At 61.1% G+C, this 19,325-nt stretch carries 14 protein-coding genes; 10 read left to right on the top strand and 4 right to left on the bottom strand.

The features are described 5' to 3' along the window. Positions 1-39: 39 nt before the first annotated feature. From PHI64_RS02870 to PHI64_RS02855, 4 genes are read right to left on the bottom strand one after another with little or no spacing between them, the layout of a single operon-like run. Positions 40-1,917: a nucleoside-diphosphate sugar epimerase/dehydratase gene (locus PHI64_RS02870; RefSeq protein WP_299878277.1), complete on the bottom strand. Its 1,878-nt coding sequence runs from the start codon at positions 1,915-1,917 to the stop codon at positions 40-42. After that, positions 1,914-2,921 carry a glycosyltransferase family 4 protein gene (locus PHI64_RS02865; protein ID WP_299878274.1) on the bottom strand — a complete coding sequence of 336 codons (1,008 nt, stop codon included), beginning with the start codon at positions 2,919-2,921 and terminating at the stop codon, positions 1,914-1,916. Before PHI64_RS02865 ends, PHI64_RS02870 begins: the two co-directional genes overlap by 4 nt. Then, on the bottom strand, positions 2,914-3,873 hold the full coding sequence (locus PHI64_RS02860; RefSeq protein WP_299878271.1) for an NAD-dependent epimerase/dehydratase family protein: 960 nt from the start codon (positions 3,871-3,873) through the stop codon (positions 2,914-2,916). Before PHI64_RS02860 ends, PHI64_RS02865 begins: the two co-directional genes overlap by 8 nt. After that, complete coding sequence (locus PHI64_RS02855; protein ID WP_299878268.1) at positions 3,870-4,733, bottom strand: DNA ligase; 864 nt, start codon at positions 4,731-4,733, stop codon at positions 3,870-3,872. The genes PHI64_RS02860 and PHI64_RS02855 overlap by 4 nt, the downstream gene beginning before the upstream one ends. Before the next feature lie 255 nt (positions 4,734-4,988). Here PHI64_RS02855 and PHI64_RS02850 point away from each other — a divergent pair, with 255 nt between their 5' ends. The 10 genes from PHI64_RS02850 to PHI64_RS02805 all read left to right on the top strand — a co-directional run bounded on the left by PHI64_RS02850 (position 4,989) and on the right by PHI64_RS02805 (position 19,314). Then, complete coding sequence (locus PHI64_RS02850; protein ID WP_299878265.1) at positions 4,989-7,928, top strand: glycosyltransferase; 2,940 nt, start codon at positions 4,989-4,991, stop codon at positions 7,926-7,928. 3 nt (positions 7,929-7,931) lie between these two features. After that, the gene (locus PHI64_RS02845; protein WP_299878262.1) at positions 7,932-9,194 is read left to right on the top strand and encodes a glycosyltransferase; all 1,263 of its coding nucleotides are present in this window, start codon (positions 7,932-7,934) and stop codon (positions 9,192-9,194) included. Positions 9,195-9,319: 125 nt separating this feature from the next. Further along, complete coding sequence (locus PHI64_RS02840) at positions 9,320-10,279, top strand: glycosyltransferase (RefSeq protein WP_299878259.1); 960 nt, start codon at positions 9,320-9,322, stop codon at positions 10,277-10,279. Beyond that, complete coding sequence (locus PHI64_RS02835; RefSeq protein WP_299878256.1) at positions 10,276-10,656, top strand: GtrA family protein; 381 nt, start codon at positions 10,276-10,278, stop codon at positions 10,654-10,656. Before PHI64_RS02840 ends, PHI64_RS02835 begins: the two co-directional genes overlap by 4 nt. 9 nt (positions 10,657-10,665) lie before the next feature. Further along, entirely contained in the window at positions 10,666-12,069 is a 1,404-nt protein-coding gene (locus tag PHI64_RS02830) for a hypothetical protein (RefSeq protein WP_299878253.1), read from the top strand. 26 nt (positions 12,070-12,095) lie between these two features. Then, positions 12,096-14,009 (top strand): hypothetical protein, encoded by a 1,914-nt coding sequence (locus PHI64_RS02825; RefSeq protein WP_299878250.1) that lies wholly within the window; start codon positions 12,096-12,098, stop codon positions 14,007-14,009. A gap of 139 nt (positions 14,010-14,148) precedes the next feature. Then, entirely contained in the window at positions 14,149-15,363 is a 1,215-nt protein-coding gene (locus PHI64_RS02820; RefSeq protein WP_299878246.1) for a glycosyltransferase family 4 protein, read from the top strand. A gap of 14 nt (positions 15,364-15,377) precedes the next feature. Further along, positions 15,378-17,432 carry a hydrolase gene (locus tag PHI64_RS02815; protein ID WP_299878243.1) on the top strand — a complete coding sequence of 685 codons (2,055 nt, stop codon included), beginning with the start codon at positions 15,378-15,380 and terminating at the stop codon, positions 17,430-17,432. A 20-nt stretch (positions 17,433-17,452) separates the two neighbouring features. Then, positions 17,453-18,610: an acyltransferase gene (locus tag PHI64_RS02810; protein ID WP_299878240.1), complete on the top strand. Its 1,158-nt coding sequence runs from the start codon at positions 17,453-17,455 to the stop codon at positions 18,608-18,610. Then, entirely contained in the window at positions 18,607-19,314 is a 708-nt protein-coding gene (locus PHI64_RS02805; RefSeq protein WP_299878237.1) for a class I SAM-dependent methyltransferase, read from the top strand. Before PHI64_RS02810 ends, PHI64_RS02805 begins: the two co-directional genes overlap by 4 nt. Positions 19,315-19,325 lie beyond the last annotated feature (11 nt).

The raw sequence follows: 19,325 nt of genomic DNA, 5'->3' as shown, positions 1-19,325 counted from the left end.
GCCGGGGGGCGGACGACAGGGGCTGAGGGGTGGTTCATGTCAGGCTCGATGTGCGTTCTTCTCCACCACCTGCAGGGATGGAGCGGAGGGGTGGGAGGGGGCGTACTCCGGAACCCAGCGGCGCAGCTCACCACGCACCTCAGAGGCACCGACGGCCCGACGCTGGCGTAACCACAGCAGCAAGGCATCCAGCCAGCCGTCCTCGACGGGCTGGGCTCGGGCGATACGCAGCTTGGGGTGATGGGTGGCGCGGGTGTGCTCGCTGTCCGCCAGCACTTCCTCGTAGAGCTTTTCCCCCGGGCGCAGGCCGGTGAAGACCACCCGCACCTCGTCTTCCGAGCGTCCGGAGAGGCGGATCATGTCCCGGGCCAGCTCGGCAATGCGCACCGGCTCGCCCATGTCCATGACGAAAATCTCTCCACCCTGCCCCATGGACCCCGCCTGCAACACCAGCTGGGCGGCCTCGGGGATGGACATGAAGAAGCGGGTGATCTCCGGGTGGGTCACCGTGACGGGCCCACCGCCGGCGATCTGTTCCTGGAACTTGGGGATCACGCTGCCGGCACTGCCCAGCACGTTGCCGAAGCGCACGATCTCGAACTGGGTCTTGCCGCGGCTCGCCAGGGCCTGGCAGACCCGCTCGGCAAGGCGCTTGGTGGCCCCCATCACGTTGGTGGGGTTGACCGCCTTGTCGGTGGACACCAGCACGAAGCGCGACACCTCGCAGGCCACCGCGCTGCGGGCCACCTGCCAGGTACCAAGCACGTTGTTGCGCACGGCCTGCCAGGCGTTGTCGTCCTCCATCAGGGGCACGTGCTTGTAGGCTGCCGCGTGGAAGATCACGTGGGGACGATAGCGGGCGATGACTTCGTCCACCCGGATCGCGTCCTTCACATCACCGGCCAGGGCCACCAGCTGGACGTTCTGGAAATGCAGGGCAAACTCTTCGGTGAGCCGGTAAAGGCCGAACTCGCTGATATCGAAACAGACCAGCACCGAAGGCTCGAAACGGGCGATCTGGCGGCACAACTCGGAGCCGATGGAGCCGCCCGCGCCGGTCACCATGACCGCCTTGCCGCGCAGGTACTCGCGCACCTCCACGTTGTCGATGCGCACCGGATCACGCCCCAGCAAGTCCTCCACGTCCACCCGCCGGACCTCGCTGAACTTCACCCGCCCGGTCATCACGTCGTCGAGGGCCGGCACGATCATCGCTTTGACACCGGCCCGCACACAGGCGCTGGCCACCGAGCGACGCACCTGGTGACGCTCGCCCGGCATGGCGATGATGGCGTGACGGACCTTGAGCTCCTGGGCCAGCCGTTCGAGATCGGCAATCCGGCCGATCACCTTGCAGCCATACACCTCGCGCCCCTGGCGGGCGCTGCTGTCGTCAAGCAGGCCCACCACCCGCCACTCGGCCGAGCGGGACAATTCGCGCACCAGGCTGACCGCCGCCTCTCCGCCCCCCAGCACGATCACCGGCTGCCCCAGGGCGCGCAGGGCGCCATAGAGGTGGAACTCCTTCCAGGTGCGGTAAAGGGCCCGGGTGCCACCGGCATAGATGGCCAGCAGCACGGGCTGCAACAGCAGGACCAGGCGTGGCACGCCCGGGTTGTAGCGCACCGCCACCACCACCACCAGCGGCGTCACTACCGCAGCAACCGCCACAGCGCGGGTGATGCGCAGCAGATCCGGCAGGCTGGCAAACACCCACACTCCCCGATACAGCCCGAAAGCACGCAGGATGCCGCCCTGCACAATCACCGCCACCACCAGCCCGACCAGACAGGCGGGCATGAACTCGGGCTGCACATCGAAGTTGAAGCGCACCAGGTAAGCCAGCCACCACGCCAGCCCGACCCCGACCAGGTCCGACAAAAACACCAGGAAGGAGTAATAGTTCTTGTTGATCAAGGCGTAGGAGCTTCGGTTTGATGGCGCCGCCAAGCGCTGTCGATCCGGTAGCCGAGGGCCAAGTGAAGGGATACGCACATTGTAATGATGATGCACTGCAGCGAGAACCCCAGGGGCAGTGCCAGCACTCCCGCCCCCCCCGTGCCAGCCATCAAGGCATAAGCGAGCAGGGCCGTGCGGCGATGGCCCAGCCCCATCTGCACCAGGCGCTGATAATAGTGGGTGCGGTGGGCCTGCCAGATGCGCTCGCCACGCAAGGCCCTGCGCAGCAGGGTGACCGTGGCATCCAGGATGAAGGGCGCAAACACCAGCAGCGGAAACCACAGAGGCCAGGCCCCGCTCTCCCGGCCGGCCAGCCCGAGAGCCCCCGCCAGGAAGCCCAGAGGCACCGACCCGACATCGCCCATGAAGATCCGCGCCGGGTGGAAATTGAAAACCAGGAAGCCGGCCGCCGCCGCCGCCACCCCTGTGCACACCAGGGCCAGCCCCGCCTGCCCGGCCAGCGCTGCCGCCACCGCAAAGGCCGCGAAACCGAACAGGGCCATACCTCCCGCCAGACCGTCCGATCCGTCCATGAAGTTGTAAAGATTGCCCATCCAGACCAGACCGAGGCCGAGGGCCAGCCACTCAAGCCCTCCCCCAGCCGGGCCCAGCAGAGCCAGATAGGCCCCGGCCACCAGCAGCTGCGCCAGCAGACGCAGCCTTGCCGACAGACCGAAGCGGTCATCCGCCAGCCCCACCAGGGCCAGCCCGCCAGCCCCCGTCAAGGCCGCCGCCAGGGGCAGACTCCCCAGCCCGGCCAGCGCGACCAGAGCCCAGCCAGCCAGCAGCCCGGCCATCACCCCGACTCCACCCGTGCGTGGTGTCGGGGTGACATGCAGGGAACGCTCGTTGGGCTGATCCAGAAAATACAGCCAGGCCCCCGGCCGGCAACACGCGCGCGTCACCCCCCAGGCCACCCCGAAGGCCAGCACCGGCACCAGCATGGCCAACAGCTCAGCCATTCAGCATCTCCCGCAGCCCGGCCTGCAAATCCATGCGTGCCCGCCAGCCCAGTTCGGCCTCGATACGCGCCGGCGAATAGCAAGCCGACCCCAGCAGGCGGTCCAGCGCTTCGCTATCCAGGGGTACGCGCCGCCGGGTCAGGCCCTCCACGGCATCGCCACAGCGAGCCAGCCCATGCAGCACCGCCCGGGGCACCGCCCAGCCAACCGGCGGCATGCCCAGGCTCTGCCTCAGGATGTCGTACAACCCGCGGCCCGAAGGCGTCACCGGATGCGCCACGATGTAGGTTCGGCCCGCCGCCCGGGAATCCGCCGCCACCAGACGCATGGCCGCCACCAGGTCACTCACATGCACGAGAGAGCGCCGGTTTCCCGTCTCCGGCAGGGGCGGAAACAGCCCGCGCCGCACCAGGTTGGCCATACGCTCCAGATTGCCCCGCCCCCCCGCACCGAACACCATCGCCGGACGCAGCACCGTCACCCGCATGCCATGACGCTCGCCCGCAGCCAGCACGGCCGCCTCGGCAGCCCGCTTGGCGCGGCCATAAGCCGACTCCGGCGGCACCGGCCAGCCCTCATCCACACAGCCCTCACCGGGCTCCCCCACCGCCTTGACGCTGGAAAGAAAGACAAAGCTGGCCACACCCGCCCGGCCAGCCGCCTCGGCCAACGCCCGGCTGCCTTCAAAATTGACCTGCCAATGACGCGCCTCCTCGTCCGCCCCCAGGGCACCGAAGGCGTGCGCATGGCCGGCACAGTGGAACACCGTCTCGATGCCAGAGCAGGCCAGATCGAGGGCGGCCTGGTCTGCCAGATCACCGTGCACTTCATCCACTCCCGGTTCACCGCGGGTCAGCACCCGGGGGGCGACACCATCGGCACGCAGGGCCATGACCAGCCGCCGCCCGATGAAGCCGCGCCCACCGGAAACGAGGACCCGATGGCGGCTCAAAAGGCCTCCCGACGGCGCAGATAGCTGGCGAAGCGTGGCACCCCATCCGGGGTCAGGGCCCGATACTGATAGGTCACGAGGGCGCCCAGCGGCGGCGGGTTGCGCCGCTCCGCATCGCTCAGGCCCGTGCCCAGCTCGAAGCGCAGGCCGGCGGGCGTCTCCACCTGCAGCGCCCCCAGCATGCCACTCAGGCGCCCCTTGCCGGGCAGATGCCCGACCACCCTGGCCTCTGCGTCGAACAAGGGCTTGAGCTTGAGCAACGCATCGCTGCGGCCGGTCAGATAGGGAGCATCGTCCCGATGCAGCATGAGGCCCTCGCCACCGCCCGCCACCACCTCATCAAGGCGGGCCTGCAGGGCCTGGCGATCGGCCACGCGGAACTGCTCCACCAGTTGCAGCCAGGGCACGTCCGCCCTGGCAACGACACCGCGCAGGCGTTCGATGCGCTCGGTGAAAGTGCCGGCCCCGTCGGGCTGCTCGAACACCATGTATCTGATCTGCCGCCAGTCGGCATCGCGGGGCACCTGGCGGCGCACGATACCCGACAGGGCGTCAAAGCGCCCACGGGCGATCCACAACTCCCCGTCCAGGGGCTCCGGCGGCAAGCCGGCGATGAACCACGCCGGCGCATGCACCGCACGCCCGCTACGAAAACGCAAGCTGCGCCCGTCCCACACCGCCCGGGCACCATCGAGCTTCTCACTGACCCAGTAGCGGGTGACATCCACCTCACCGCGCAACACCTCGGCCAGCAGCAGGGGGGGCGCAGCCTCGGAGGCCTGCGCCGGAGACATGCTCACCAGCAGGGCCAGCACACAGGCAGCCAGGCACAAACCACGCTGCCCAAACAAGATATTCATCCGCACCACAAACCCCATGCCAGAGCACTATTCGATTTCTGCCAGACAGCCCCGTGGCCCCGATTTTTCGAGGCCCGACATGATGCACCATATCGACGGAGAGCACATGCACCGCCCTGGGCCGAACCTCCGGAAAGGGCGGCCGTCACAGCCCTGCAATGATAAAATCCCCACCCTGATCCGGGTTCTGAAAGAGTGTAAATCGAGCTTTCAGGCCCGCCCGCAAGCCTCACCCGACGATTGGCCTGAAACCCGTTGAACACCCCTCCTATCGACGTCATCGTCCCGGTATACCGGGGCCTGGCAGAAACGCAGCGCTGCATCGAAAGCGTATTGCGTGCCTGCCAACGGACACCCTTCGAGCTGATCGCCATCAACGATGCCGGCCCCGAACCGGCGCTGACCACATGGCTGCGCGAGCAGGCCGCCGCCGGCAGGCTCACCCTGCTGGAAAACGACACCAACCTGGGCTTCGTGCGCACGGTAAACCGCGGCATGTCCCTGAACCCCAGCCGGGACGTGATCCTCCTCAACAGCGACACCGAAGTCGCCAACGACTGGCTCGACCGCCTCGCCGCCTGCGCCGCGCGTAACCCCAGGGCCGGCACCCTGACCCCCTTCTCCAACAACGCCACCATCTGCTCCTACCCCTTCGAAGGCTGGACCGGCGGCGTGCCCGGCAGCCTGGGCCTGGCCGGGCTGGACAGCCTGATCGCCACCACCCTGGCCGGGCAGGTTGTCGACATCCCCACCGGCGTGGGCTTCTGCATGTACATCCGGCGCACCTGCCTGGATGAAGTCGGCCTCTTCGACGCCGAACGCTTCGGCCGCGGCTATGGCGAGGAGAACGACTTCTGCCGCCGCGCCGCCGCCCAGGGCTGGGCCAACCTGCTGGCCGCCGACGTCTTCGTGTTTCATGAGGGGGGGGTGAGTTTTTCGTCCGAACGCGATGCGCTCGTAAAAAACGCGATCGCTCGTTTGCTCGAAGTGCATCCGGACTACTTAGAGGTAGTTCACTCCTTTATCGCAGATAACCCGATACGACGTCTCTGCAAAGCGATTGACCAAGCTCGCAGTGCCGAAGGAGGTACCGAAGAAGCGGAAGTAAGAAGCGAACATAGCGGATCGACTGCCAAGACACTCACCGATACGTATCGCCCCATACAGCTACACATTAGTCATAGCTGGGGCGGCGGTACTGAGCGGTGGATCCAGGACTACTGCCGCGCAGACTCAGTCCGTCGCAATCTACTATTGAGGTCAATTAGCGACCGGAATTCCGCAGGTTTTCGGCTAGAGCTCATTGAACCTACACGGGGATACGCACCAATCCTTGCATGGGAACTTAAGCTCCCGATCCGTGCCAGCACGACTTCACATCCTGAATACGCAAAAATTCTCACGCAGATCACGGATGACTTCAATGTTCAAAGCATTATTATCTCTTCACTGATTGGTCACTCTCTGGAAGCACTGGCCACGGATAAGCCAACACTTGTAGTTCTCCATGACGTCTACCCGTTCTGCCCTGCAATTTTTGCCTGCAACAGGACTCCCTGCTTGAGCTGCACTCCAGAAAATTTGCGGGACTGTCTTTATGACAACCCCCTAAACTTGTTCTGGCACAACACCTCCTCGGCTGACTGGCATAATTTGCGTCGAGAATACGGGCGCCTCGTCAAGCGGCCAACGCTCAAAATAATCGCCCCTTCGAAAAGCGTGCACGACCAATGGATAACCCTACACCCTGAACTGGCCGAAATACCATGGACTCACATACCCCATGGGATTGACCAATCGCAACTTCCCTCCTTGCCAATTCGCCCTGCTAAATCTCATCTAAGGATTGTGATTCCCGGACGCCTTTCGGAACACAAAGGGCTCGGCCTTTTCCGCCAGGCACTCCCCGGCATACTTGAACATGCAGAAATTCTGCTCCTCGGCTGTGGCACTTTTGGACGCCCTTTCAAAAACACACCGGGAGTTGATGTCATCGAAAACTACGAAATCTCTGATCTTTCAGACATCATTCGTGGCTTCGACCCCGACTGCGCCATGCTCCTGTCGATTTACCATGAGTCTTTTAGCTATACCCTGAGCGAAATGTTCGCTCTCGGCTTACCTGTACTGGCAACAGAGCTAGGCGCTTTTGTTGAACGGATCGAAGTCGGAGTCAGTGGAGAATTGTTTCCTCCGAATCCATCAATATTGACGGCAAAAATTAGATCTCTAGCACTGGCACCAAAGAAACTTGACTCTATGCGTGAAAGAGTCACCGCACGACACGGGCGCAGCGTCGAGGACATGGTCCGAGACTACAACGCAGTGCTTCCACCTCCATCCTCAGAAAGCGACTTCTTTAGGGCTGCACACCGTCTATCGAGCCTACGAAAAGTAGCGGATGAGCGCGCGCAGGCAAGACACGACATCCAGCAGCTGGTTGACAAAGCGGCTAAGCACCAAGAGCTCGCAAAACATCAACAGTTACATATTGCTCAGCTGGAAAAGCAAAACCTAGAACTTACCAAACAGCTGGATGATCTCCGCGCCTCCCGCTCCTGGCGATTTTCCGCGCCCTTACGCATTATTGGCAGCGGGGTTCGACGTTTCGTCCAACCAACACTGCAGTTGCCAACAGCCCCGCCGCCGTCGCTACACATGCATGCAGGCCCCCACTCACTGCCAGTGCTTGACGCTAACGGCCGGCGCGAGGTGCGCGAGCGGGTGCGCCACTGGTTTGGCATTCCCGATCAAGGACGGATCCTGCTATCCCTCGGCACACCGGCCGACAGCGCCACTGCCCAGCGCTACCTCGCCCTAATCAAGCCCCTTATCGCTGCACGCAACGATCTCTGTGCCATCATCGCCGGAGTCGCTCTGGACGCGCCGTGCTGGAACGACTGCCGCGAAGACGTAACCGCCTTGGTCGCGACCCGGCAACTCTTCCTTGCCACATCCCAGCATGACCGGGATTCTTTCCTGCTCGCTGCCGACGCCTTCCTCGCCCTCGACTCCGTCAGCCTGGAACAGGACAGTACCAACGCCCTCGAAGCCGGGCTTCTCATCCTGTGCCCGGCCGGTAGTCCCACGTCAAGTTGGCCGACCGCAACACCCAGCCAAGTCATTGACACAACGTCCGTCGAAGCGGTCCTGAGCTCGCTCAAGGCATGGCTCGACGACATCCATCAGGACTAGCCCATGCCCGCCCCCAAGATCAGCGTGATCGTTCCGGCATACAACCACCAGGCCTACATCACGGAAGCCCTGACCAGTGTCCTCGAACAGACCCTCGACGACCTCGAGCTGATCGTCATCGACGACGCCTCCCGTGACAGCACCTGGGACATCATCCAAACCATCCGCGACCCCCGCCTGCGGGCCATCCGCCACACCACCAACCAGGGCGCCCACGCCACCCTCAACGAGGGCCTGACCCTGGCCCGCGGCGACTACCTGGCCATCCTCAACTCCGACGACGCCTTTCACCCCGAGCGCCTGGCCCGCATGCTGACCGCCCTGGGTACCGATGCGCGCCTGGCCTTCAGCGGCGTTGATTTCATCGACAGCGACGGCAGACCGGCCCCCGGTCACGAGCGCGCCCTGGACTACGCCAGCGCCAGCGCCCGCTGCGCCGGCCAGCCCCCTACCGGCTGGCTGCTCACCAGCAACCTGGCCATCACCACCTCCAACTTCGTCTTTCCCCGCAGCCTCTTTCAGCGTATCGGCGGCTTCTCAGACCTGCGCTACACCCACGACTGGGAATGGGCCCTGCGCGCCAGCACCGACACGCCGCCCCTGTGGCTGCCCGAACCCCTGGTCCGCTACCGGGTCCACCCCAGCAACACCCTGGCCGAAGACGACGTCTGGCGGCACATCCACGAAAACGCCTACATCCAGACCCTAGCCCTGGGCGGCACCCTGGACGGCCTTGATGCCGAGGGCGCCTGCACCGCCCTGCTCCACAACCCCAGCCTGCCGCCCCTGGCCACCCTGTGCTTCGGCATCGCCGCCCGCCGCCTGCCCGACCCGGCCGCCCTGCGCGCCCTCACCCGGCCCGGCCCCGACGGCTGGTTCCTGCCCCGCCTGGCCCGGGCCACCGGTCTGGACGAACGGATCTTCCGCTCTGCCCGGCAGCTCTCCGACCAGCAAGGCGCCCTCGACGCACAGGCGCGCCTGATCGACGAACGCGACACCGCCCTGCAGGCCCAGGCCGAACTCATCGAAGCCCGTGCCCGCGCCATGGCCCACATGAGCACGGAGATCGCCCACCGTGACGAGGCCATCACAGCCCAGGGACGCCTGCTGGAAGAACGCTTCGCGGCGATGGAGGAGATGGGGCGGGAGATACACGCGCGTGACCAACTCATTGAAAATCAAGCCTTGATGATCAAACAATTTCAAAGAGCACCTTGGAATCGCCTCATCCATCTTGCGCAGAAGTTTCGGTTATTGGGAAAGTAACTAGTCCGATCTGCATCCCCTGGACAGGGTGGCTTAAGTGACACTCTGTGCGCTCAGCGGCAAACCAGAAAATCCGTTTATCATTTGACAGTATTAACCAACCTCCCAAACATAAGATTAAAGTGATGGTCACCGATCCTTCTTCACTCCGTGTCGCCGTATTAATCCCATGTTACAACGAAGAGCTCACGGTTTCCGCCGTGGTAAGTGGCTTCCGCGAATCGTTGCCGAGCGCAGAAATCTTTGTCTTTGATAACAACTCAACTGACAAAACGGCAGCAAACGCAATCGCCGCAGGTGCAATCGTTCACCACGTCGCCATTGCGGGAAAAGGAAATGTCGTACGACGGATGTTTGCTGACGTTGAGGCAGACGTTTACATCATGGCAGACGGAGACGCGACGTACCACGCGCCTAGCGCTCCTTCCCTCGTACAGAAACTGATAGACGACAACCTGGACATGGTTGTTGGGGTGCGCCAGCACGACAGCAATGACGCATACAGAGCAGGCCACCAGTTTGGCAACAGAATGCTAACAGGGACTATGAGTCGGATCTTCGGAGGAAAATTTACAGACATGCTCTCCGGCTACAGGGCCTTCTCTAGAAGGTATGCAAAGTCTTTTCCAGCCATGGCCCATGGTTTTGAAACCGAGACAGAACTGACGATCCACGCTCTAGAACTGAGAATGCCCTATGGCGAGGTAACCACCCCGTACGGAGTGCGCCCAGAAGGCTCAACGAGCAAGCTAAGAACATATTCCGATGGAGCAAGAATCCTCAAAACCATAGTCGGACTTTTTGCCATTGAACGCCCACTTCAGTTTTATTCGCTACTAGGAGTAGCAAGTATGACTACGGCACTCGTTCTTGCACTGCCGATTTTTTTAACATACGCGACAACAGGACTTGTACCGCGCTTTCCAACAGCAATTCTAAGTTCGGGACTTGGGATTATTGGAGTAATGCTGTTCACCACAGGACTAATACTCGAGACGGTCACAATCGGAAGAAGAGAAGCCAAAAGACTTTGCTATCTTTCGATACCTGGCATCTCTCAAAAGAGATCACGCAATACAGAATGAAACAACTCTCGCAGTTTTTCTTTGTTGGTCTAGCGGGCTTTGCGGTCGACTTTGGAGTACTCACAGCACTCTCGTCGTCACTCGGCCCTTACTACGCCCGCATAGCATCTTTCATTTCAGCAGTTGTTTTCACCTGGGCTCTTAACCGCTCAATAACATTTCGTACAGCACGGCGCACAAACTCTCCGCTCCAAGAGCTTTTACGTTACTTTATTGCCATGCTCACGGGTGGAGCTATAAACATAGCGCTCTATTCAGCACTAATCAGCGTTATCGGAAAAGAAGCACATCACCTACTTCTTGCAATAGCCATTGGATCTCTGGCTGGCATGCTTGCGAACTTCTGGGCAAGCAAAAAGCTGGTTTTTCGCCCATAGCGACGCACCATGTTTAATACGACTCGCTTCCCCACAAAAATCTATTTCGCACTGGTTGCCTTAGGCTTCACGCTAAACTTTCCAGGCAGGGCAAACTCAGATTCATTGGTCATGTTTGACCATGGCCGCCACCCTGACTGGCTGATAGATTGGCACTCCCCTACGACCAGCCTCATATGGTCGCTATTCGACCCATGGCTGAGCCAACCAGCATCTGGGCTGCTTGTGCAGTGCCTGCTATTACTTCCACTGCCCGCCTATTTCCTCGGCTCGGCTTTCAGCAAAAAGAACACCATCAACACCCAGCAGCACTATAAGTGGCTGCACCTAATATGTGCAATCATCTTCGCGAGCCTTTGCATTTATATTTCCGGCTACGTCTACAAGGATGTCATACTCATCGCTGCCATTTTCCTAGCAGCAGGAAGCGAAGCTCAACGAGAGTCCACAGAGGACACCAAAGCAACCGCCCTCACCATACTCGCACTATCACTTGCCTACGCCATACGCCCAACTAACATTTTTCTATTTACGTTCGTCGCATTAACATTCTTCCTACGCACGAGACCGGGACTCAACAAGGGAGCAGCAAAGACTGCTTTCTTGGCCGTGCTTGCGGTTAGTATCCCGTACCAATTAAGCTCCTTTGCAAACAACACCATCCTCAAACCCCAAAAATCAGGAGTAGAGGGTTCATTGATTATCTTTGATGTAGCAGGCATCTCGCACGCAAAGAACACAAACGAATTCCTCACACTTAAAGACTGGCCCATATCACTCCCTAACAAACCTGGCATCTGTTACAGCGCAAAGTGGTGGGATACCTTTTCTCCATGGGGAAAATGCCCGCAATACTTTGAAGAAATGAAGCTGCGACTGACTCAAAAAGAAGAGCGCAAGAAAGTCATTTGGTGGTGGATGAAAACAATCATACAGAATCCAGTCGCATACATTGAGCATCGACTTAATTTCGCCAAAAATCTTCTGTACTTCAAAGGCAACAAGAACAGTTACTTTACCATCGACAACCTGCGCTCCAACCTTGAGATACTACAGCCCGACCGTGTAGATACATACATTGAGTGGAAGCCCAGTCTGCGATTTGAGGCCATCCACAACATATGGCGATTTTTCACCAAGGGAGAGCTTGGTCAACCTTATATGTGGCTTATATTTTCCGCCCTCGGAGCTGCTGCAACCTACCGGATCAATCCACACCAGTCCTACTTTAGATCGCTAGCATTTATATGCTTTTCTATTGGCGCGGCAAACATCGCAATGCTCACGTTTCTCGGGGTCGCTGATTTACCTCGTTACTCCGTAACTAGCTTTTTCTGCAGTTTTGCGGGGCTTCTATTCATGCTTCAGTCAAAGCAGCAACAACAATCAGGCTCAATAAGGGCCAGCACGTAGTACGTCTTTCCAGAATTTGAGCGCAAATGCATTCACCGTACTCAGACTCGACTGAAAAGCACCATCAATTTCAAATGGCGCTGCCAGCCCTGCTTGCCTTCGCTGGCTTCACCCTTTCTATAGCGGCTAGCTACCCCGGCTATCTGAACGCAGACTCAAAGTACCAGCTGGAGGAAGCCATGACAGGAGATTACATAGACTGGCGATCACCAACCGTCACGCTAATATGGCGCGCGCTTCTTAACTTTTTCCCTGGCCCGGTCGGATTCATTGTTTTCGACAATCTACTTTTCTGGGGGGGGCTGGCAGCACTTGCGATTGCCATCAGGCCAAAACTTGGGCGTGGCGCCTTGGCACTTGTCGCAATTCCACTGCTACCCGGTACTTTCAACTACCTGGGGCACGTGGTGATCGACGCCATGCTGGCCGCAGTGCTGGTCACCGCCTGCAGCCTTGCGTATATGGCACGCCGGGAGCACGCCAATCCGGGCACACGGCTGGCACTCCAGATTTCAGCGAACGCCGTGATCGCCCTGGGTTTTTTCGTTCGTCTCAATGCGGTCTTCTGTCTTGTCCCGCTCCTTCTATTTGCCAATGGCCATCATGGCTTGAAGCGTGCGACGCTGCAGAGCCTCGCCGTGCTCAGCCTGCTTCCCGTCCTGTACAGCGTGCAGAACACTGCACTAGACGTTCAGCGTTCACACCCGGGTGACAGCATCAAAACCTATCAACTTCTCGCTATTTCATATCACGAAAGGAAGAATCTCTTTCCCGGAACATGGACCTCCGAGCAATCACGGCAAATAGTCGAATCGTGCTACAGCCCCATTCAGTGGGACACGGCAGCCTCGTGGGGGCAATGCCGCTTCATCAGCGACACCCTGCATCTCCAGGGCATCTGGGGCACGAGCCGACTCACCCAGGCATGGATCAGCACCATCCTTGAGCACCCTGCGTCATATTTCGTGATGCTCGTCCCGACGTTCAAGAAATCCATCTTTGATCCAAACTCCCGCCCCATGCTTTACAACGCTGCCAACCCCTGGGGCTGGGCAGTGCCTGACTCTCCCCCTCGGCCCGCTACGCAACTCGCGCGAGCCTATGCAACCTCCGAAGTCAATGATCGCCTGGGCCGCCCTTGGTTCTTTGCCTCGCTCTCGATCATTGGCCTGATCCTGGCGTTGCGCTACCGGCTGCACACAACGACCGAAGGTCAGTTTGGTCTCGCAGTGCTCTTGTCTGGACTGGTTTATCTGGTCACATTCTTCTTTTTCAATGTATCTGCCGAATTTCGATACTTCTACTGGAGCGGGTTTTCCGCCTACTGCGGGCTCGGCGTGATTCTGCTCGCATACCGGTACCATCGTCGCAACCCCATTCCCATGGCCAAGCCGTCGCAAGCGCACACGTGGATTCATCAAGGAAGTCTCCTGCTCGCGACATTCGTGACCAGCCTCCACCTGCTGCCTTTTGCGCTCCTCCCCTCGAAAAGGCTGGTCAGTCTCACACCTCTCGACCAGAAGGTCGTTGGCGTCTCAAGCGTCGCGCTGCACTCCACACCAGTCTGGATGCGCAAGCCCTTTGAAGCCGAGATATCGGCAATGACATGGTCCTACGTGGATGGCGTTTACCGTTCCGCACCACGCCTGAGCCCACTTCTGATTCAGACCAACACGCTGCACCAGGACCTGATCGTTCACTTCGAGACCGGACCCGACCAGGGGTGGGTGGCCATCGACGAGGCCGGACGTCACCTCGAGATCGACACCCACGCCCCAGAAGCGGGCAGTATGTCTGTCCTGCTTTCGCCTCTCGACAGAAGCGACCAGAGAAAACAACGCTTCAACCGCGAGTCCGTCCTTCTCACGATACTGGTGCTCGCAGGCGCGTGGCTGGTGATTCGGAAGCTTGCCCGCCCCCGTGGCCTCCTCCCCACGTAATCTGGTCTTACACCCCGCACCGCCATCATCCGCAGCCCGCATGCGATAATTACGGGCTACGCGCACCGGGCCGGTGCGTATATTTGCCCGCCGGCCCTGTCGCCTCGAACAATCACGACACGCAAGACCGCACACCCTCATGGCCACTATCGCCTGGCTCATCCCGAGGCTGATCGAAGGTTCGGGCGGGCATCGGACGATGCTCGAACACGCCCTCGCCCTCGAACGGCACGGACACCGCTGCCACCTCTATCTCGAAGGCACCCACACCGACCCCGACAAGGGCAGCCAGCTGATTGAACAGATCTTCGGCTACACCTTCGAACGGGTGAGCTTCGGCTGGGATGCCATCCAGCCCGCCGACGCGGCCATCGCCACGATCTGGTATTCCGCCGCCTTCGTGCGCGACCTGCCCTTCCCCTGCCGCAAGCTTTACTTCGTGCAGGATTACGAAGCCTGCTTCAACCCCATGGGTGACGCGTTCCTCATGGCGGAGAACTCCTATCGCTACGGGCTCACGCCGGTCACCATCGGGCGCTGGTTGCGCCATGAGCTGGGCGAGCGCTTCGGCGTACCGGCCTACCACTTCGACTTCGGCGCCAACCTGGACATCTACCGCCCCCTGCCCGACGTGCAGAAGGAACGGGCCGTGTGCTTCATCCACCAGCCCGACAAGCCGCGCCGCTGCAGCCGACTGGGCCTGGAGGCGCTGGGCATCGTCAAGCACCGCATGCCCGACGTGAAGATCTACCTGTATGGATCCCCCGCCCGGGACAAGGGCGCGATCTGGTTCGAGCACGAACACCTGGGCCTGCTCAAGCTGCAGGACTGCAACACCCTCTACAACCGCAGCGCGGTGGGCCTGTGCCTGAGCGCCTCCAACCCCTCGCGGATCCCCTTCGAGATGATGGCGGCGGGCCTGCCGGTGGTGGAGATGTGGCGCGAGAACACCCTCTACGACTTCCCTCCGGAAGCGGTGACCCTGGCCAACCAGACCCCCGAGTGCATCGCCGAGAGCATCCTGCGCCTGCTCGACCAGCCCGCCACCCGCGCCGCCATGAGCCAGGCCGGCACCCGCTTCATGGCCGACCGCCCCCTGAGCGTCGAAACCGACCAGTTCCGCGATGCCGTCGAGCGGGTGCTGAAGGGCCACGCGCCCGACCCAGCCGGCATTGAGCGCCTGTACACCGCCGCCGCGGAAACCTCCCAGCACTACGTGGGCACCCTGCCGGCCAGCATCCAGAAGCGCCTGTCCTCGCCGCCCAACGCCTACGTCAACTCCCTGCCGCCGCGCCTGCGCCGATTTGTCGGCTGGGGCGCCCGGGTGGCGCGCCGGATGCTCGAGAACCGATAAAGGCCCCCTCCCGCATGTACAAGCTCAAGACGCTCGATGTCTGGGACACCCTGCTCCGGCGCAAATGCCACCCGGACTTCATCAAGCTCACCGCCGCGCGACATCTGCAACTGCGTTTCAGCGCCCACCTGGCCGACGGTTTTGGCGACCACTGGGCGATCTTTCGCGAACGCTGCCAGATCGAGGGCGAGCTGGCCCGCGCCGCCTCCCGGGCCGGCACCGACGACGAGTACACCCTGCACCATGTTCTCGAACACCTGGTGCAGCGGGTCGTCACCGCCCCGGGCGTCAATCCCGCGCGGGTGGCCGACGAGCTCGCCGCCGCCGAGCTGGCCCTCGAGAAGGCCAACACCTTCCCCGACCCCCAGTGCCGCGAGGTGATCGGCCAGTACCCGGCCGAACGCACCCTGTTCCTGTCCGACTTCTACATGCCGGCCGGCATGCTCAACGCGCTCCTGCAGCACCACGGCCTCGACGACATCGCCGCCGACGGCATCAGCTCCTGCGACATCCGCCTCAACAAGCGCTCCGGCCAGCTCTTCCGGCACGTCCATGAGGCCTTCGCCGTGGCCCCGGAACATCACGTCCATATCGGCGACAACCGCCACTCCGACGTCACCATCCCCGGCGCCATCGGCATCACCTCGGTGCACTACCTGCCCGAACAGCCCCACGCCGAGCGGGAACTGCGCGAGAGCCTGTTTGCCGACCGGGCCACCCTCTTCGGCCACCTGGAACGCATCATCGCCGACGGGCGCGACGACGCCCTCGACGGCCGCCATGGCGATGCCCGGGCCGCCTTCCTGCTCGGCACCCAGGCTGCCCCCCTGTGGGTGGGTTTCTGTCTGTCGGTCGCCGAGCAGTGCGTCGCCGAAGGGCTCGACCGCCTGTTCTTCTTCACCCGGGAAGGCGAATTCTTCATCCAGATCTTCGAGCGCCTCTTCCCCCACGGAAAGATCGCCGGCCTGCCCCTGCCCCCCCACGGCATTCTCGAAGTCAGCCGCCTGGCCACCTTCTGCGCGTCCCTGCGCGAGGTGAGCACCGCCGAGCTGATGCGCATGTGGAACCTCTACAGCACCCAGTCCATGTTCGCCCTGGCCCGCTCCCTGGGCCTCGAACCGGCCGCGCTGGAAGGGCTGTGCAGCCGGCACGGGCTGCCCATCGGCGAAGAGGTGGTCTACCCCTGGCAGGACGCCCGCGTCCAGGCGCTGTTTGCCGACCCGGACTTCCAGCAGCTGATCGAAGGCAAGTCCACCGGCGACGCCCAGCGCCTCCTCGCCTACATCGAACAGAAGGGGCTTGCCGCCACCGACAGCCGCATCGGCATCGTGGACATCGGCTGGCGCGGCACCATCCAGGACAACCTGGCCCACGTCCTGCCCGAGAAGACCCTCTTCGGCCACTACCTCGGCCTGGCCCGGGTGCTCAACGAACAGCCGGTCAACTGCCGCAAGCACGCCTTCGGCCCCAACCTCAACCAGCACCCCGAGGCCAGCCACCTCCTGGACGCCGTGGCCCCCCTGGAGATGCTCAGCAACTCCCCCAACGGCAGCGTCGAAGGCTACCGCCTGCTGCCCTCGGGCAAGATCGAAGCCCAGCGCCTGATCGACGACGAAGAGAACACCGTCTTCCACAGCTACGTGTCCCACTTCCAGCAGGGCGTGCTCTTCGCCGCCCAGGCCTGGGCCGAGTACCTGGACAACCACGCCGTGTCGAGCGCCGAGCTGCGCCCCCAGGCCCTCGCCATCTGGAACGCCCTCGTCACCCGCACCCCGGGCGAGATGCTCGAGGCCTACACCTCCCTGAGCCACAACGAAGTCTTCGGCGTCGGCCAATTCGTGGAGCAAAGCGCCGTTCCCTCCATGGGCGTCCTGCTCCGCTCCCCCTTCATCCGCCGCGACCGCCACAGCCTGATCCAGTACATTCGCCAATCCCAGTGGGCCGCCAGCCTGAAGAAGCGCACCGACCTGAACCCGGTACACAAGGCGCTGCTCAGCACGGCGGTGTCAGCGGGGAAGGTGTACAAGTATGTGCGGGTGCGGTGGACTCACCTAAAAGCACGGCGCTGACGAGCGCTCCACAACCAAGCATGCGCGACTTTCCCGAACTAACCGGCCTACGCGGACTCGCCGCGCTTTGGGTACTGATCTATCACACCTGGGTTGTCGCCACGCCGCGCATCATCTCCATTGGCAGCATCGACCTGACGCCCTTTTTCAGCTGTGGCTGGGCGGGCGTGCAGATATTCTTCGTGTTGTCCGGCTTTCTTTTGGGACTCCCCTATGCCTTGGCGCATGCCGGCAAAGGCCGCCGCCCCGAAGCAATTCCCTTCCTGACACGCCGTCTCGCCCGGGTATTTCCGGCCTACTACCTGCAACTGGGTTTGCTGATACTCATCTATTTCTGTAGCGGCAAGGCAGAACTGATCCCCAGCCCCGACAGCCTGTGGCTTCACATGCTGATGCTATTCACACCCCCGCCAGTAGGCACCCAGCCGCTCGTCGGCGTGTGGTGGACCTTGCCCGTGGAGCTTTCCTTTTACCTGGTGCTTCCTGCACTCTCGGCCCTGCTGGCCCCGGGAAAAATCAGATACCTGTGCCTGCTGCTGATCATGATCATGCCCGCCTGGAGGCACTTTGCCGTAATCACCATGGCAAACGCCCCAATGAACGAGAAAGTCACCATGGCCGTCCAGTTGCCTGGCGCCATCGACTCCTTTGGCATGGGCTTGCTGGCCGCCTGGATGCATGTCGAAATCGTCACGAAGCAGAGGTTTGCAGGTGTTCGGCGCTTCGTCACGGCCCGCCAGATACCTATCCTCGCATCGGCGATCGTCCTCATAGCCCTGCTTTACTGGCAACACTACAATTACAAAAAATACTGGACCGACAGCTTCATATTTTATGGCTGGACACCACTATTGAATCTGAGTGTCGCCACCATCATCCTGCGCACCAGTCTGGGAGATAAAAAGCATGGACATATATTGGCCGCACGACCTGTCGTCTATCTTGGCACAATAAGCTATGGCGTCTATCTCTGGCACTTTCCGGTTATCGACTTGCTGATGGAACAGCCACTGTTCCGCGAAGCGATTTTTTACCGCTTCCCCTGGCTGCTTATCGCGACACTGGCCATAACTATCCCCATCGCTGCGTGCTCATGGGAATGGGTGGAGAAGCGGATTATCTTATACTCAAGACGGTCCCAACGCGTCAATAACAACTCCTCGAAGGCAGCCACATGATGAACGGAGCTAGAACAGAAAAGCGTGACAACATCCTTCACGATCTGGGCCCGCTTTATCACAGCTATTCATTTTTCGGCGTCGACAACGCCCAGCTCCCCGGAATCTTTGAACTCAATCAAAAGACCAAGGCCCCCATCATCTCCGCCTACATCGCCTACGCCATTGCGAAGTCGAAAAAGCGTGTATCAGACGATATTTCCTTTACCGAGCTTTTTTGTGCGGACGGCTATTACGCAATGGTTGCAGCACGCCTCGGCTGCAGCAGAAGCATCGGCATAGACAATGACCACGACGGTCACTTCAAGAACGCAAAACTGATTGCCGAACGTCTTGGCATCCAGGGCATCGAGTTCATCAAGGAAAACATCTCTCCCGACACGGCACTCATCCCGACCGACATCGTTGCAAACGTGGGGGGGCTATACCATGTCAGCAACCCGGAAGAAATCCTGACTCTTTCCTACAAAACGGCGAGCAAGTACCTCATCGTTCAAAACGTCGTATCTCTGGCGACAAACGACACGGACTACTTTGAAGCACCCGCACCAGGCTGGACCTGGGGCAATCGCTACAGTCGGGAGTCATTCGACAAACTGATCAGAAAAATCTGCCCCAAGATCGTCGACAGCCATTTCAATGAACTGGAAGGAAATGACAGGCTTGAGGACAGGGGCAGCGTCTACTACTTGATCGAGAAGTAAAAACAGCAGGC

The sequence above is a fragment of the Zoogloea sp. genome, from assembly GCF_028689785.1.
In the GTDB taxonomy this organism is placed as follows: Bacteria; Pseudomonadota; Gammaproteobacteria; order Burkholderiales; family Rhodocyclaceae; genus Zoogloea.
The sequence above is the reverse complement of the archived record's forward strand: the minus strand, read 5'-3'. Positions and strand labels throughout refer to the sequence as shown.